Below are 15129 nucleotides of genomic sequence, written 5' to 3' on the forward strand. Positions count from 1 at the left end.
ACACACGATTTTTCTAATATAAATCATATATAAAGATATCTTTATCATTTTTTATATAGTAAATATTAATAAAATATTTTTATAATATATTGAAACTTAACAATAAAAAACATTTCCAAAATACATTGTAAAGATTAACAACATATTTTGGAAAATATTTTTGTTTAGTAATAATTTTATTTAATAAATTTTAAAATACAAATTCTTTTTCTAAATCTATATCTTTAAAGTAAACATAAACTTTTTTGTAGCCTATACTTTCTAAAATAGTATTTATAGCCTTAGCAACTTGTTCACAAACTTCTGTAGGTCTATTTTTCCAAGAGATTTCAATATAAACACGTGAAATTTCTTGTCCTTCAACTATTGCTACACTCTCAACCAAATCTATTGTAAAAGTATCTTTAGGTCTTTGTATAATTTCTGCTACGCTATCCAGCAATTTTCCATCTACTTTTTTTAAATCTTCTTTTTCCATTCCACGAACTACTATTCTTGGCATAATATTTCTCCTTTTATAATCTTTTCTTACATTATATCATTATTATGTAACCTTTTTCAACACAATAATAAAAAAGATAATAATAAAACGATGTACATTACTATTATCTTTTTAATACAAATTTATTTTGCAGATTTTCTTGCTTTTATAGCTCCTATAAATATAGGAATTAAACTTATTAAAATAATAGCTATAACTACTAAAGAGAAATTATCTTTTACGAAAGGAATATTACCGAATAAGTATCCTACTGTAACGAATATAGTACACCAAGTCAAACCACCAAAGAAGTCTATAACTCTAAACTTGCGATAATCCATCTTCCCTGCTCCTACTAAAAACGGAACAATTGTTCTAATAATTGGGAAAAATCTAGCTAAGAAAATAGATTTTCCTCCATGCTTTTCAATAAATTTTTCTGCATCAGATAAGTTTTCATCACTAACAAATTTCTTGAACCAAGATTTCGACTTTAAGTACTCAGAGAAGTTTCGTCCTATAAAATAGTTACAATTATCTCCTATTACCGCTGCTGATATACATATAAATAGTAACAGAAACACATTATTTCCTGTAGCTGCCCACAAAGCTCCACTAGCAAATAGTAAAGAATCTCCTGGTAAGAACGGCATAAATACCACACCTGTTTCAATAAATATTATTAAAAATATAATGCCATACATCCACCAAGGACCGTATGTATTCATCAACTCTCCTAAATGATCATCAATATGTAAAATGAAATCAATTAAAAATTTTATAGTATTTACGATATAATCCACAATATCCTCCTAAAAATTAATCATAAAAATTATATCACAACGTATATACATTGTCTATTAGTTGTATTATCAATTTTATAAGTCTATATAAATATTACTAATTAAAATATGTATAAATATGTTATATTTATAAGAAAGATATTCCATAAATAGAAAACTCTAATTAGGAATATCTAACTTTGTTATATTATTCAATTTATTCTAGCTATTATTAAAAATTAATTTTATTACTGTTCCCTTATTAATTTTGCTATTTAGTTGCACGAGCATCTTATGAATATTAGCAACATTTTTTACTATTGATAATCCTAATCCTGTACCTCCTGTAAGTTTAGAATGTGATCTATCAACTCTATAAAATCTTTCAAATACACGTTGATGATCAGATTCACTTATACCTATACCACTATCTTTTACTAATAAATAATTTTCATTCAATTCTATATATACCGTTCCAGATTCTACGTTGTAAATTATTGAATTATCAATAATATTATAAATCATATCATATATTAATCTTTTAATACCTTGTATTTGAACTGGTTCAATATCTGTAATAATTTTTATATTTTTTTTCGTATATTTGTTTTCAAGATTATTAATTATATCAACAATTATATCATTTATATTTACTAACTCAAATTTGTCATATAAATTACCTTCGTCCATCTTGGATAGCTTTATTATATCACTAATTAAATTTAATAACCTCATTGATTCTTTATTTATTTTACTAGCAAAGAATTTGGTGTCTTCATCTTTTACTAATCCTTGTTCTATTGCTTCACTCATTCCCATTATTGATGAAAGTGGTGTTTTTAACTCGTGAGATACATTTGCAGAAAATTCTTTTCGAAATTTTAAATTTTTCTCCTCTTGCGTTATATCTTCTAAAAATACAAAAATAGCTAAATCTTCATTTTTAAATGAACTTACTTTTGCAGTTATTCTATAGATATTATCATTTAGAAATATTCTTCCTTTGTTACTTTCCCCTTTTATCGCCTTATTAATTACTTCTCTATAGTTATAGTCTTTAAAATTATCCAAATAATATTCATTAACATTTATATTAAATATTTTTTGAGCTGTATGATTAGTAGATACCACATTACCATTTTTATCTAAAATTATTACAGCTTCTTTTATATTTTCGGTAATGTGGATAATTTCTTCATTTTTTTCATAAAGTTTTTGAATACTTTTCTTTAATTCTTTTTTTTGTTTTGCTAAATGTAACAATAAAGGACTTATTTCATCATAAACGTTATTTTTTAACGGATTATCTAAATCAATATTATACAACGGATCTACAATATTTTGTGATAATTTTTTAGCTAAAAGTACAGATATTACATATATTAAAACTAGAAATATTAAAATAGGTTGACTTATACCATAGAATATAGTTATTGGAGTATATTGTTTACTAGATATTCTTAGTATATTTTCTCCTACGTTTACTGCACTATACAACTTTGTTTCTATGATATTATTATCTTTATACTTGTAACCATAACCTATCTTGTAATTTTCTTTATTTTCTACAATACCCACCATTTTTTTATTTGTATTATCAAATAAAATTTCCCCGTTAATGTTTAATAAAGTTATTTCATAATCATTATTTTCTAAAGTAGATAAAAAGTTTGTCCCTGAGTATTCTAAACTATTTTTTAAAATTAATATTGTTCCTTTTTGATCTCTAGTCTGACTATCAATATATTGCTTATAATTGTAAAAGAAAATTAAAATCATAGATAATATAAGCGATATTGTTGATACTATTATTATTGAATTAGCTATTTTTTTTATCATAATTTCACCTTATTCTATAACCGAGCCCTCTTACAGTCTCTATATCAGCAGATATAGATTTTAATTTAGAACGAAGAGAACTTATATGAACATCTAAAGTTCTACTACTTTCTAAATTATAACCCCAAATATTGTCTAGCAAAGTATCTCTTAAAATAACTCGTCCTCTATTTTCCATTAATATTACTAACAATTTATATTCTTTTACTGTTAGTTCTACTAAATTATTGTTTAAATATACACTGTGACCTACTGTATCAATTTTTAAATCTTTATAGTATAAGTAATCACTCTTACTATTTTTCTTTATTCTTCTAAATGCTGCTTTAACACGTGATAATAATTCTAATACACTAAATGGCTTAGTTATATAATCGTCTGCACCATTATCTAAAGCTAATATTTTGCTATATTCATCACCTTTAGCTGTCAACATTATTATGTATACATCATCTAATAAACTATCACTTCTTATCTCAGAAAGCAATTCTATACCACTTTTTCCGGGAAGCATTATATCTAATATAACAATAGTTACAGAATATTCTTTTAAAAAGTTTATTAAATTTTCACCATTATAAAAAGATTTAACTTGATACCCTTGATTTGTAAAAGTATAAGAAATTAACTCTTGAATACTATTATCATCTTCAACAATAACTATCATTTAAAATTATTCTCCCTTGTGAATGCCGATAAGATAATAAATTATCCACTCTGCTATATTTGTAGAGTGATCAGCAATTCTTTCTAAATATTTAGCAACTATCAAAACATCAATTACTTCACTTTCATTTCCGTTAGCTAACTTTATACTCTTTATTATATCATTTTTTATAATATAATATAATTCATCTACACTATTATCTAATGAGATAACTTCATTAGCTAGTTCTAAATCTCTTGTTGATACTGATTTTATTGCAAGATCAAGCATTTCTAAAACCTTTTTAGTCATTTCTATAAAATTTTCCGCATTAGGAGCATATCTTACATTTGTAGTTTTAGTAATAATACTTATGTCACAAGCCATATCACTTATTCTTTCTATATCTGTAATCATTTTGAGAAGTGAAGATACATTTCTTAAATCTTTAGCTACTGGAGTTTGTTGAATAAAAAATCTAATACAATCAGATTCTATATCTTGTTCCAACCTATTTATTTTTAACTCTATATCCTTTATTATGTCCAAATGTTCCTGTGTTCCTGTTATAAAATCATTTATAGATAAACTAACTCCTTCTTGGCACAATGTCATCATCTCAGTCAGTTTATTTTTTAATTGTTTTAAATCTTTTTCAAATGTTCTTTTCATATTATATTCTCCTTATCCAAATCTTCCTGTTATGTAATCTTCTGTTTTTTTGTTTTTAGGATTTAAAAACAACTCTTCAGTAACTCCAAACTCTATAATTTCACCTTGTAGAAAGAATGCTGTATTATCAGAAATTCTCGTTGCTTGTTGCATATTATGAGTAACTACGGCTATTGTATATTTATCTTTTAAACTTAAAATCAACTCTTCTACTTTAGCAGTTGATATAGGATCTAATGCACTCGTAGGCTCATCCATCAACAAAACTTCTGGACTTACAGCTAAAGCTCTAGCAATACATAAACGTTGTTGCTGACCTCCAGACATTGACAGAGCACTTTTATTTAATTTATTTTTTACTTCTTCCCAAATTGCAGCACCTTTTAACGATGTTTCTACTATGTGATCAAGCTCTGCTTTGCTTTTAATACCGTGCGTTCTTGGACCGTATGCAATATTATCATAGATACTCATTGGAAATGGATTAGGCTTTTGAAATACCATTCCTATTTTTTTTCTTAATTCATTGACATCGAATGTTTTTATATTTTTTGCATCTAGTGTTATTTCTCCTGTTATTTTGCAACCATCTATTAAATCATTCATTCTATTTATAGATTTCAAAAAAGTACTCTTTCCACACCCACTTGGTCCTATAAATGAAGTTACTTTATTTTCTTCAATAGTTAAATTTATATTTTTCAATGCTTGAAAATCTCCATAATACAAATCTAAATTTTTTGCTTCAATCTTCTTTTTCATAATATTCTCCTATTTTATTTATAATATTTACTATTAATTACCTAAAAGTCTTTTCGTTAATTTTTTATCTATATATACTGACAATAAATTTATAAAAATTACTATAATAAGTAACACTAGTGCCGTAGCATATGATTTTTCTGTGTTCATTCCCTCATTCCATAAATTAAACATATGAACAGCTAAAGTTCTTCCTGAAGAATCATACGATGTTGCTATTTGTGCAACTGTTCCTGCTGTATATATAAGAGCGGCACTTTCTCCAAAAACCCTTCCTACTGAAAGAGTTATTCCAGAAAATATTCCAGGTAAAGCTGATGGCAAAATAATTTTAAAAATAGTTCTTATTTTACCAGCACCTAGACCATAACTTCCTTCCTTTAAACTAGAAGGCACTACTTTTAATGCTTCTTCTGTGCTTATTATTATGAGAGGTAACACCATTATAGATAAAGTAATTATTCCCGATATAATACTATATCCCTTGAATATAACATTAACAAATAATAAAGTACCAAATAATCCATATACTATCGAAGGAGTACTTTGTAAGGTCTGTATAGCTATTCTAATAATCTTTACAAATAAGTTTTCTTTTACTGCATATTCATTTAGATAAATAGCAGAACACACTCCTACTACTGTCGAAATTAATAGCGTAAAAAATACTACTATTAAAGTATTTATAATAGCTGGTACTACTGAGGCATTTTCTGAAGTATATTTTAAAGAAAACAAGTCTAATTTTATATAAGTAATTCCTTTTATTGCAATATAACATACTATACTTGCAAGGAATACTAAACAAATAGTTATTGCTATATTTAATAAAATTCTAAAAACTTTAGCTTCTAGTTGTCTATATCTCATTTATTTCACCTTCCTTGTAAAGTGATTCAATACTATATTAATAAAAAATGTAATTACTAAAAGAACTAACGATGTAGATATCAATGCTTCTCTATGTAACCCAGTTGCATATCCCATCTCTAATACGATATTACTAGTTAATGTTCTTGCTCCATCTAATAAACTTGTAGGAATTCTTGCTTGGTTCCCACTTACCATTATTACTGCCATTGTTTCTCCAATTGCTCTTCCCATAGCCAAAATTATACTAGTTATTACTCCCGATTTAGCTGCTGGTAATACTACTGCCAAAACAGATCTTTCTTTTGTTGCTCCTAGTCCTAATGATGCCTCATAATAACTATTATCTACACCTCTTATCGCTACTTCACCTAGAGATATTATAGTCGGAAGTATCATTATAGTTAGGACAATACCTGCCGCTAATATACTACTACCACTAACTCTAAATACATTTCTTATGAACGGAACTATTATCATAACTCCAAAAAATCCATATACTACTGACGGAATAGCTGCCAGCAAATTTATACTCTGTTTTATTAACCCATAATATCTTTTATTTGAAAAATATGCTAAATATATAGCACTCAAAACTCCTATTGGTGTCGCTAATACTAAAGCAATAATTGTCACATAAAATGTTGTAATAATCATTGGCAACACTCCGTATATATTCAGTATTGGCTTCCACGTAGTTCCTGTAATAAAATTTACAAAACCTATACTATAAATGCCACTAAGTCCATTTTTAAATAAAAATACAAATATTAACGCAACCGATAAAATGGATACACAAGTTGATATTAAGAAAATCGATTTAAATATTTTTTCTTGTCGTTTCATTATTAGCTTCCTCTAAACATCTTTCCAATTTGTTATTTTTCCTTGATAAATATTTCTAATTTTATCTTTAGATAAATTACCCAAACTATTCTCTTTATTTACAATAACTACAAGTGCATCAACTGCTATTGAGCTAACAGTTATATTCTCTTTTAATTCTTTCTCACTAAGCGAACGTGAAGCTAATCCTATATCACTAACATTAGATATAGCATTTTCAATTCCACTTGTAGAATCACTTTGATTTAATTCTATACTTACATTACCATTTATTTTTGAATATGCTTCTTTTAATTTCTCTATTACAGGAGAAACTGATGATGAACCAGAAATAGTTATTTTTCCGCTAGGATATGTACTAACAAAATCACCAAAGTTTTCTTTTGATATATACTTGGATTTCTCTACTATTTCTTGACCTTGTTTTGATAAAATAAAATTAACAAAATCTTTAACTTCATCTTTATTGTTATCATTATTTATTACAATGTTAAAGGTTCTTGATAATTTATAGTTGCCATTTTTTATATTTTCCTTAGTAACTTCAATACCATCAATACTTAATGCCTTAACATTATTTTTCAAAGAACCATAAGATATATACCCTATAGCATATTTATTTGATTCTACACTACTTATTATTGCACCTGTACTTTGTATAATATCCGAATCTATTGTAGTATTTTCAATTTTTTTTGAATTTACAACTTCATACACTCCTATCAAATTAGTAAATGTATCTTTAGTCCCCGAACCATCTTCTCTAGAAATAACTGTAATTTTACTATCTTTTATAAATTCATTACTACTACAACCTACAATAAATATTGACAGTATAATTACAGACAGATATCTAATAAATTTTTTCATAAATTTTGCCTCCTAATTATGAGTTTTTCCTGTTCTATATACATTATAAAAACAATATGTAAAGTTTAATTTTTGTTTATGTAAAATTTATGTAAAATTTCATTTTAATAAAATCTTTATTTACAGATTGCATAAAAATAATCCCAAAAGATATTTTTTTATCTTTTGGGATTATTACAACTTTATTATTTATCATATACAATATTATGTTATACTTTGATTAATTTTCCTAAAACGTACGAATAAACATATTTATCAACATTAATATTATTACCATAAAAATTTTTTACAGCATTGGAATATACAAGTAATTGATTTTTATGCCTATCTATAAAATCTTTTTCTAATTTTAAATTATCTGTTTTATAATCTAATACTATATAATTATCTTCATCAACTTTTATTAGGAGATCCACTACTCCTTGCAAAATAGTATTAGAACTTTTATCATTATTAATTTCAAAATTAGCAATTTTATTATTTTTTATACTTTCGATATCATCATTAGAAATATACGTAGTAAATGTTATTTCAGTTTCAATATCAACAGCGTTATTTATAAAATTAATAATATCTTTATTTTCTACAAATTTATTAATAAAGTCCATATCATTATCATTATTAATAAATTCAAATTCTTCTCTCGTTAAAATTCTCTTTTCTTTAACATTAAAAATAACATTATCTACTTGAACCATTGATTCTAAATAACTTGTTAAATTTTCGATCGTTATTCCTAATTTTATGTCCAAAACTAATCTTTCAAACAATTTATGAACAATATTTCCTCTAAGAATAGCATTATTGTTTTTTACTAAATTTTTTAATTTTAAATATTCTTTACTTTTATTATTTTTTATTATTTTATCGGAATTTTTCAACGCACTGTAAGAAGTTTTTGTCGGATATATTTTTTGTTCTACCTTCTTTATAGTTTTATCAAAATAAAGTTCTTTTTTATCAACACTTTCAAATATAGAATAATCTATTGGGACATTACTATCTACCACTTCTAAATCTTTTAACAATTCTTTATATTCAAATATAGCTCCCTGTTCAGTAGGATTATTAATATTGGCTAAAGTTTCTTTTTCATAATATTCTAAAACTATTTTTACCAAATCTCCATATTTTTTTATTTCAGGTACTCTCCTTAATATCTGTTCTTTATCATTTATCTCTTTAAAAAATTGTTTTCCTAAATTTATATTTTTTGCTACCAAATATAATCCTTTTTCTGCTCTAGTAAATGCGACGTATAAAATTCTAATTTCTTCTTCAATATTCTTTTTCTCTACAAAGTTAAAGTTCAAATTATACAATCTAGTTAAATTGGCGTATTCTGATTTTATTGTTATCCCTAATTCTTTAGAGAATATAGGAGATTTAATTAAGTTGTTGTTCTTATTTTTATCTAAACCTACTAAAAATACATATTTATATTCTAATCCTTTTGATTTATGTATAGTAGTAAATTTTACACTATTGGCTGATTGTTTGCCCTCTATATCTATTCTTCCATCTGTAATACTTTCTAAATATTCTAGAATATAACTTAGGTTTGAATTATTTTGGCTAGCTTCAAAAATAATTGTCAGTAAATTTTCATAATATTCTACTTCTAAATCATCTATATCAAAAGTAGTTAAATATTCAACAAAATCAGTATCCATTGCCACCTGTTTTACTGTATCTAGCGGAGAATTATTCAAACTATAATTTATCCATTTTTTTAATAAATTAATAGTATGTGCATCTTTACTATTTGTAGATATACTCAACTTATCAAACAAACTATTACCTTTTCTCATAGATAGTGCAAGAAGTTCATCATTAGAATAATTAAAAATCGCACTTCGTAACAAAACTATCAAACTAATATCTCTTTCTTGATTATCAATAAACTTTAATAGGTTTAAAATAATATTAAAGCTATGAGAATTTTTAAAAGCATCTCCCGCCCTATAATCAACAGAAATACCATATTGTTCAACAATTTCTTTTATTTTGCTTACAAAATCAGATCGTTCTCTAAATAATATAGCAAAATCGCTAAAAGATAACTCATTATTGCTATTTTCTAAAATATATAAAATTTCTTTTGCAATATTATGGGCTAGCTGTTCATCGGTTACCCCTTTTTCGTTAGATGATATTAAATATGTTGGTGTTAATGATTCTTTTTTAGGCTTTACTTTAGGATAATATAGTACATTATCTAACTCATAACTTATTCCTGCGTTATTTTTGTACATCAATCTATTAAAAACAAAATTACTAGTCGTCAAAATATTCTCGTCACTTCTAAAATTCTCTTTTAAAATTATACAAATTCCATTACCAGAGTAGTCAATTTTATAATCTTTAAAAACATCGTAAATATCATCTGCAATATATTCTGATATGTTGTTATATTCACGATACTTTTCCTCAAAAAGTTCAGAATTAGATCCTCTAAATCCATATATAGATTGCTTAACATCTCCAACTCTAAAGAAAGTATTATTAGTACCTCGTATTAAATTTAAAATATATTCTTGCAAATCGTTATTATCTTGATATTCATCAACATAAATTTCTAAAAATAAATTTCGATAATACAAAGCAGCTTCTGTAACTATTTTCTGTCCATTAATTTTCTTTTCAAGTGCTCTAATAGTTAAATGATTCAAATCCGAAAAATCTAAATAATTATTATTTCGCTTTCTAGAAATAAATTCATCATCTATACTTAGCAGCAGTTGTCTTAAACATTGTATATATACTTGTGCATTATATAAAGCTTTCACTATATTTCTTATATTTACAATTTGATTATAAACGTTATTTATTAAAATGCTATCATCCCTATTATAAGAAGCTATATTTTGTAGTATATTATTTAAATATTCAATCGTTGCTGTCTTATTGTTACCAATTTCTTCAGTCATATCATATGAATTAAATATATTTTCAAGATAGCTCATATTGTAAATTGATATATTACCATTATCTTTTAGGTTAGTTAACAAATTAGAAATATCCCCTACTTTAGATACTTCCTGTTTATACAATTTAATAGCACTTTCTATATTGTGAATTTTATTATGTATATTGTCTACATCAATATCTTCCAATAGATTATATATAGTTTTGTAATTAATATTTCCTAAGCAATATTCTATATTTTTGATTAATTCATTTTCTATATATTCTCTATAATTTACAATACTAAGCATTTTATTATAAAGATTACGAAGAAATCCGCGTATATCATCTGTATAATTATCCAAATGTTCATAGAAAAATATACTAAACATTTCGCTATTTTGATTGGCAAAATCTTCTAATACATAATTTATTGAACTATTTAACAAGTTACTATTGTTTACCAAAACTTTAAAATCTGGAGATAAATAATGTACTCTATTTTTTATATTTTCTTCTACTAAATAGTAAAATTTTCTTAACACAGACACACAAAAACTATCAATCGTACTTATTTGTGCCTCTCCCATAAGCAATCTTTGACGCTTTAAAAATTCAATATCTTCCTTTTTTTCGGTAACAGTTAGTTTTTCTTCTATCTTATTTTCAATTCTACTAACCATATTCTCCGCAGCAGCATTAGTAAAAGTTAAAACTAAAACTCTATTTATATCCCATCTATTAACAGCAATTTTTCGTGATATACGCTCGGACAAAACTTCTGTTTTTCCACTTCCAGCAGCAGCCGAAACCAAAATATCACAACCACTTAACGATATAGCTTGCCATTGACTTGGTGTAGGCCTTTTTTCTTTAGTTAATATATAATCATCCATTCTTTCTAAATATACACTCATCTACAAAACTCCTTACTTGTGATAGCTTTGATTGTTAATAATTCTATAACTTCTATAAATTTGTTCTAATAAAATTACTCTCATCAGTTGATGTGGAAATGTCATATCACTAAAAGACAATGAATAATTACTTCTATTCTTTACAGAGTCTGCCAGCCCATAGCTTCCTCCAATTACAAAAACAACATCACTTTTTCCACGAATAGCCAAATTACTAATATTTTCTGCTAACTTTTCACTGGTAACCCTTTTTCCTAATATTTCTAAAGTTATTACATATTGATTTTCTTTTATTTTAGAAAGTATATTCTGCCCCTCTTTATCCATAGCTATTTTAATTTCTGAATCATTTTCTACTTTTACTTTTTCATCACTAACTTCTATAATAGTCAACTTTATATAAGCACTTAATCTCTTTTCATATTCTTTAAGTGCTTCACGATAAAATTTTTCTTTTACTTTTCCAACACATACTATCGTTATTCGCATATCTCAATATTACCTCGCAACCATTATTATATAGATTATAACTTATATATATCTTATTTACAAACATATCCAATTTAAAAAATATGATAATAACGTAGTTCTCACCACGTTATTATCATATTCATTAACAGTTATCTATCATATTAAAAATATCTATAGAAGTTAGCTTTTCTTTATCTTCACTTTTTATATCTTTTACAATTTTACCTTGATTTAAAACTATTAACCTATTTCCATACTTAAGTGCATCATGAATATTATGAGTTATCATCAAAGCAGTAATTTCTTTTTCCCTTACTACTCTATCTGTTATTTCCATAATAATTCTTTGAGTTTTCGGATCAAGTGCTGCTGTATGCTCATCAAGTAGTAACAATTTAGGTGTTTCCATAGTAGCCATAAGTAAAGATATAGCCTGCCTTTGTCCTCCTGATAAAACCCCCATCTCGCTATCTAATCTGTCTTCTAATCCTAAGTTTAAAGTTACTAATTGTTCTTTAAAATATCTCCTACGTTCTTTTGTCAAACTAAAACTAAAAAATTTTTTATTAGCACGGCTATACGCCAAAGCCATATTTTCTGCAACGGTCATTCTAGGAGCAGTTCCTTGCAAAGGATTTTGAAATACTCTACTTATATACTTTGCTCTTTTATACTCAACAGTTTTTGTTACATCTACTCCATTAATAACTATACTCCCATTATCTAAGGCAAAACTTCCAGCTAAAGCATTTAACAAAGTAGATTTTCCTGCTCCATTACCTCCTATGACTGTTATAAAATCTCCTTTTTCTATATTAAGACTAACGTTTTTTAATGCGTGATGCTCTCTTACACTATTTGGAAAAAATATTTTATTAATATTATTCAATTTTATAAATTCCATAATTATCTCTCCTTTTTATTGTTAAATAAAGTAGTTTTAAATTGTGGTAAAGTCAAAAATATCGCAATAATTAATGCAGATACTAACTTAAAATCATTAGCTTCTATTACTTGCAATTTCAAAACTCCAACTAACAATAGTCTATATATTATAGCTCCATAAATTGTATACACTAATCTTTCCAAAAACGTTGACTCTCCAAATACTACTTCGCCTATAATAATTGCAGCTAAAGCTATAACTATAACTCCTAATCCACTATTTACATCTGCAAAACCGTTATTTTGCGCAATAAGTCCGCCAGCAAAAGCAATTATTCCATTAGAAATCATAAGACCTAATATAGTCATAATTTTAGTAGATATACCTAAAGATACTGCCATCTTTTCATTATCTCCTGTTGCTATTAAACTCTGACCTAATTCTGTTTTGAAAAAAATTAACATTACAAAAATTAATAATGTAGTTATTAATAATCCTACAATTATAATAGAAAAATTACTGGGCAAAGATAAATTGTTTAAAAATGAAAATACTGTATCATTATTCAAAATATTTAGATTAGGACGCCCCATAATTCGTAAATTTATTGATAACAATGCCGTCATAGTCAAGATACCTGCAAGTAAACTAGGTATTTTGCACACAGTAATTAAAATTCCCGTTACTAAACCTGCTAACATTCCTGATACCATAGCTAGCAATATAGCTAAATACGGATTAACACCATTTAAAATAGCTACTACTGCTACCGATGCTCCTAGTGGGAAACTTCCCTCTGTTGTCATATCTGCAATATTTAAAATACGAAAACTTATAAAAAGTCCTAAAGACAATACTCCCCATAAAATACCTTGTGAAATTGCTGATGTTATAATATCCATATTCTTCCTCCTATCTAATTTATAATTTGTGATTTATTTTTTATATGTTCTGGAATAATAATATTAAGCTCTTTTGCTTTTGATTCATTTAAATATATTATTCCTTCATTAGCAAAAACTATAGATTTAGTACTTACATCTTGTCCATTCAATATATCTATAACAACCCTAGCTGTTTGCACTCCTATGTTGTATTGATCAACTCCTATAGCTAATACTCCACCATCTTTTACCATAGTATCTGCCGACGGGAATACTGGAACTTTATATCTATCTGTAACTTTTACTACAGTTGACATAGCACTAGCAACAGTATTATCAATAGGAACATATATTGCATCAACAGAACTTGCAACAGCTTCTGTAACCTGCTGAATATCGTTAGTATTGGCTATTGTCTTCACAACTACTTCTAGTCCCAAATTCTCTGCTAATTCCTTAGCTTGCTCTGCTTGTTTCATAGAATTATCTTCACTAGATGTATATATTATTCCTAATTTTTTCATATTAGGTAAAATTTCTTTTATTGTAGTTAGTTGTTTATCTATAGGAGTTCTATCGCTAACTCCTGTTATATTAGTTCCTGGATTTTCTTCACTTTTTATTAATCCTGCTTCTACTGGATAAGTAACACCTCCCATAACTATAGGTATATCTTTTGTTACATTTGAAAGTGATAATGCCGATGGCGTAGTTATAGCTACTAAAATATCATTTTTTTCAGAAACTAATTTTTCACTCATTGTAGCTAAATTACTTTGATCACCTTGTGCATTTTGTAAATCTAATTGTAAATTCTTTCCAATTTCATAACCTTGATTTTTCATCTCATCTTCAAAGCCTTTATAGATGCTATCAAGTGCTGGATGACTTAGCAATTGTAAAATTCCTATTTTTGCATTTGTCCGATTGTCAATAGTATCTTTATTGTTCTTATCGTCAAATATAAAACCAAAAATTAGACACAAAACTAATATTAATGTAAATATCTTTCCTCTATTATTCATAATAAATCCTCCTTAAAAATAAAATAAGCCACTTAAATTTATTAAGTGACTTATGATTGAAAAAATATAAGTCACGCAGATATACTATCTACGTGACTGAAAATTATACCACGTAGATACATCTTTACAAACTAATGTAAGGCTGCATCTACGTCTTTGTAAAAAATAGAAACAACCTGTATCTAGTGGCTTTGCCAACGAGTATTTAATTGTGAAATAATTATAACTCTATACATTGTTGCTTCTCCTTTACTACTAATATTGATTCAAA

The 15129-nt window shown here is 26.1% G+C and carries 14 protein-coding genes; all 14 read right to left on the bottom strand.

What is annotated here, in order from left to right; translation table 11 throughout:
• Window positions 1–190 precede the first annotated feature (190 nt).
• Window positions 191–502 carry a DUF1904 family protein gene (locus tag AC1XWJ_RS02555; protein ID WP_483334326.1) on the bottom strand — a complete coding sequence of 104 codons (312 nt, stop codon included), beginning with the start codon at window positions 500–502 and terminating at the stop codon, window positions 191–193.
• 122 nt (window positions 503–624) lie between these two features.
• Entirely contained in the window at window positions 625–1284 is a 660-nt protein-coding gene (locus AC1XWJ_RS02560; protein ID WP_483334327.1) for a VTT domain-containing protein, read from the bottom strand.
• Window positions 1285–1485: 201 nt separating this feature from the next.
• Window positions 1486–3102: a sensor histidine kinase gene (locus AC1XWJ_RS02565; protein ID WP_483334328.1), complete on the bottom strand. Its 1617-nt coding sequence runs from the start codon at window positions 3100–3102 to the stop codon at window positions 1486–1488.
• A gap of 4 nt (window positions 3103–3106) precedes the next feature.
• Window positions 3107–3769, bottom strand: a complete 663-nt coding sequence (locus tag AC1XWJ_RS02570) for a response regulator (protein WP_483334329.1) — start codon at window positions 3767–3769, stop codon at window positions 3107–3109.
• A gap of 6 nt (window positions 3770–3775) precedes the next feature.
• Window positions 3776–4420, bottom strand: a complete 645-nt coding sequence (gene phoU, locus AC1XWJ_RS02575) for a phosphate signaling complex protein PhoU (protein ID WP_483334330.1) — start codon at window positions 4418–4420, stop codon at window positions 3776–3778.
• A gap of 12 nt (window positions 4421–4432) precedes the next feature.
• Window positions 4433–5182, bottom strand: a complete 750-nt coding sequence (pstB, locus tag AC1XWJ_RS02580; protein WP_483334331.1) for a phosphate ABC transporter ATP-binding protein PstB — start codon at window positions 5180–5182, stop codon at window positions 4433–4435.
• Window positions 5183–5215: 33 nt separating this feature from the next.
• On the bottom strand, window positions 5216–6052 hold the full coding sequence (gene pstA, locus AC1XWJ_RS02585; protein ID WP_483334332.1) for a phosphate ABC transporter permease PstA: 837 nt from the start codon (window positions 6050–6052) through the stop codon (window positions 5216–5218).
• A complete protein-coding gene (pstC, locus tag AC1XWJ_RS02590; RefSeq protein ID WP_483334333.1) occupies window positions 6053–6898 on the bottom strand; it encodes a phosphate ABC transporter permease subunit PstC in 846 nt (281 codons plus the stop codon).
• A gap of 12 nt (window positions 6899–6910) precedes the next feature.
• Complete coding sequence (locus AC1XWJ_RS02595) at window positions 6911–7768, bottom strand: substrate-binding domain-containing protein (protein ID WP_483334334.1); 858 nt, start codon at window positions 7766–7768, stop codon at window positions 6911–6913.
• Window positions 7769–7977: 209 nt separating this feature from the next.
• Window positions 7978–11592: a UvrD-helicase domain-containing protein gene (locus AC1XWJ_RS02600; protein ID WP_483334335.1), complete on the bottom strand. Its 3615-nt coding sequence runs from the start codon at window positions 11590–11592 to the stop codon at window positions 7978–7980.
• Between the two features lie 12 nt (window positions 11593–11604).
• Window positions 11605–12081 carry a 23S rRNA (pseudouridine(1915)-N(3))-methyltransferase RlmH gene (gene rlmH, locus AC1XWJ_RS02605; protein WP_483334336.1) on the bottom strand — a complete coding sequence of 159 codons (477 nt, stop codon included), beginning with the start codon at window positions 12079–12081 and terminating at the stop codon, window positions 11605–11607.
• Window positions 12082–12205: 124 nt separating this feature from the next.
• The gene (locus AC1XWJ_RS02610) at window positions 12206–12967 is read right to left on the bottom strand and encodes an ABC transporter ATP-binding protein (protein WP_483334337.1); all 762 of its coding nucleotides are present in this window, start codon (window positions 12965–12967) and stop codon (window positions 12206–12208) included.
• 2 nt (window positions 12968–12969) lie between these two features.
• Window positions 12970–13851 (bottom strand): ABC transporter permease, encoded by an 882-nt coding sequence (locus AC1XWJ_RS02615; RefSeq protein ID WP_483334338.1) that lies wholly within the window; start codon window positions 13849–13851, stop codon window positions 12970–12972.
• Between the two features lie 14 nt (window positions 13852–13865).
• Window positions 13866–14858, bottom strand: coding sequence for a tryptophan ABC transporter substrate-binding protein (gene trpX / locus AC1XWJ_RS02620; RefSeq protein ID WP_483334339.1), 993 nt, complete (start codon window positions 14856–14858; stop codon window positions 13866–13868).
• Window positions 14859–15129 lie beyond the last annotated feature (271 nt).

Source organism: Gemelliphila sp. 1F1 (genome assembly GCF_056897515.1).

Excerpts from the sequence above, each read along its gene's own strand:
- AC1XWJ_RS02555 (WP_483334326.1), bottom strand. The coding sequence starts at position 502 with ATGCCAAGAATAGTAGTTCGTGGAATGGAAAAAGAAGATTTAAAAAAA.
- AC1XWJ_RS02565 (WP_483334328.1), bottom strand. The coding sequence starts at position 3,102 with ATGATAAAAAAAATAGCTAATTCAATAATAATAGTATCAACAATATCG.
- AC1XWJ_RS02570 (WP_483334329.1), bottom strand. The coding sequence starts at position 3,769 with ATGATAGTTATTGTTGAAGATGATAATAGTATTCAAGAGTTAATTTCT.
- phoU (WP_483334330.1), bottom strand. The coding sequence starts at position 4,420 with ATGAAAAGAACATTTGAAAAAGATTTAAAACAATTAAAAAATAAACTG.
- pstB (WP_483334331.1), bottom strand. The coding sequence starts at position 5,182 with ATGAAAAAGAAGATTGAAGCAAAAAATTTAGATTTGTATTATGGAGAT.
- pstA (WP_483334332.1), bottom strand. The coding sequence starts at position 6,052 with ATGAGATATAGACAACTAGAAGCTAAAGTTTTTAGAATTTTATTAAAT.
- pstC (WP_483334333.1), bottom strand. The coding sequence starts at position 6,898 with ATGAAACGACAAGAAAAAATATTTAAATCGATTTTCTTAATATCAACT.
- AC1XWJ_RS02595 (WP_483334334.1), bottom strand. The coding sequence starts at position 7,768 with ATGAAAAAATTTATTAGATATCTGTCTGTAATTATACTGTCAATATTT.
- AC1XWJ_RS02600 (WP_483334335.1), bottom strand. The coding sequence starts at position 11,592 with ATGAGTGTATATTTAGAAAGAATGGATGATTATATATTAACTAAAGAA.
- rlmH (WP_483334336.1), bottom strand. The coding sequence starts at position 12,081 with ATGCGAATAACGATAGTATGTGTTGGAAAAGTAAAAGAAAAATTTTAT.
- AC1XWJ_RS02610 (WP_483334337.1), bottom strand. The coding sequence starts at position 12,967 with ATGGAATTTATAAAATTGAATAATATTAATAAAATATTTTTTCCAAAT.
- AC1XWJ_RS02615 (WP_483334338.1), bottom strand. The coding sequence starts at position 13,851 with ATGGATATTATAACATCAGCAATTTCACAAGGTATTTTATGGGGAGTA.
- trpX (WP_483334339.1), bottom strand. The coding sequence starts at position 14,858 with ATGAATAATAGAGGAAAGATATTTACATTAATATTAGTTTTGTGTCTA.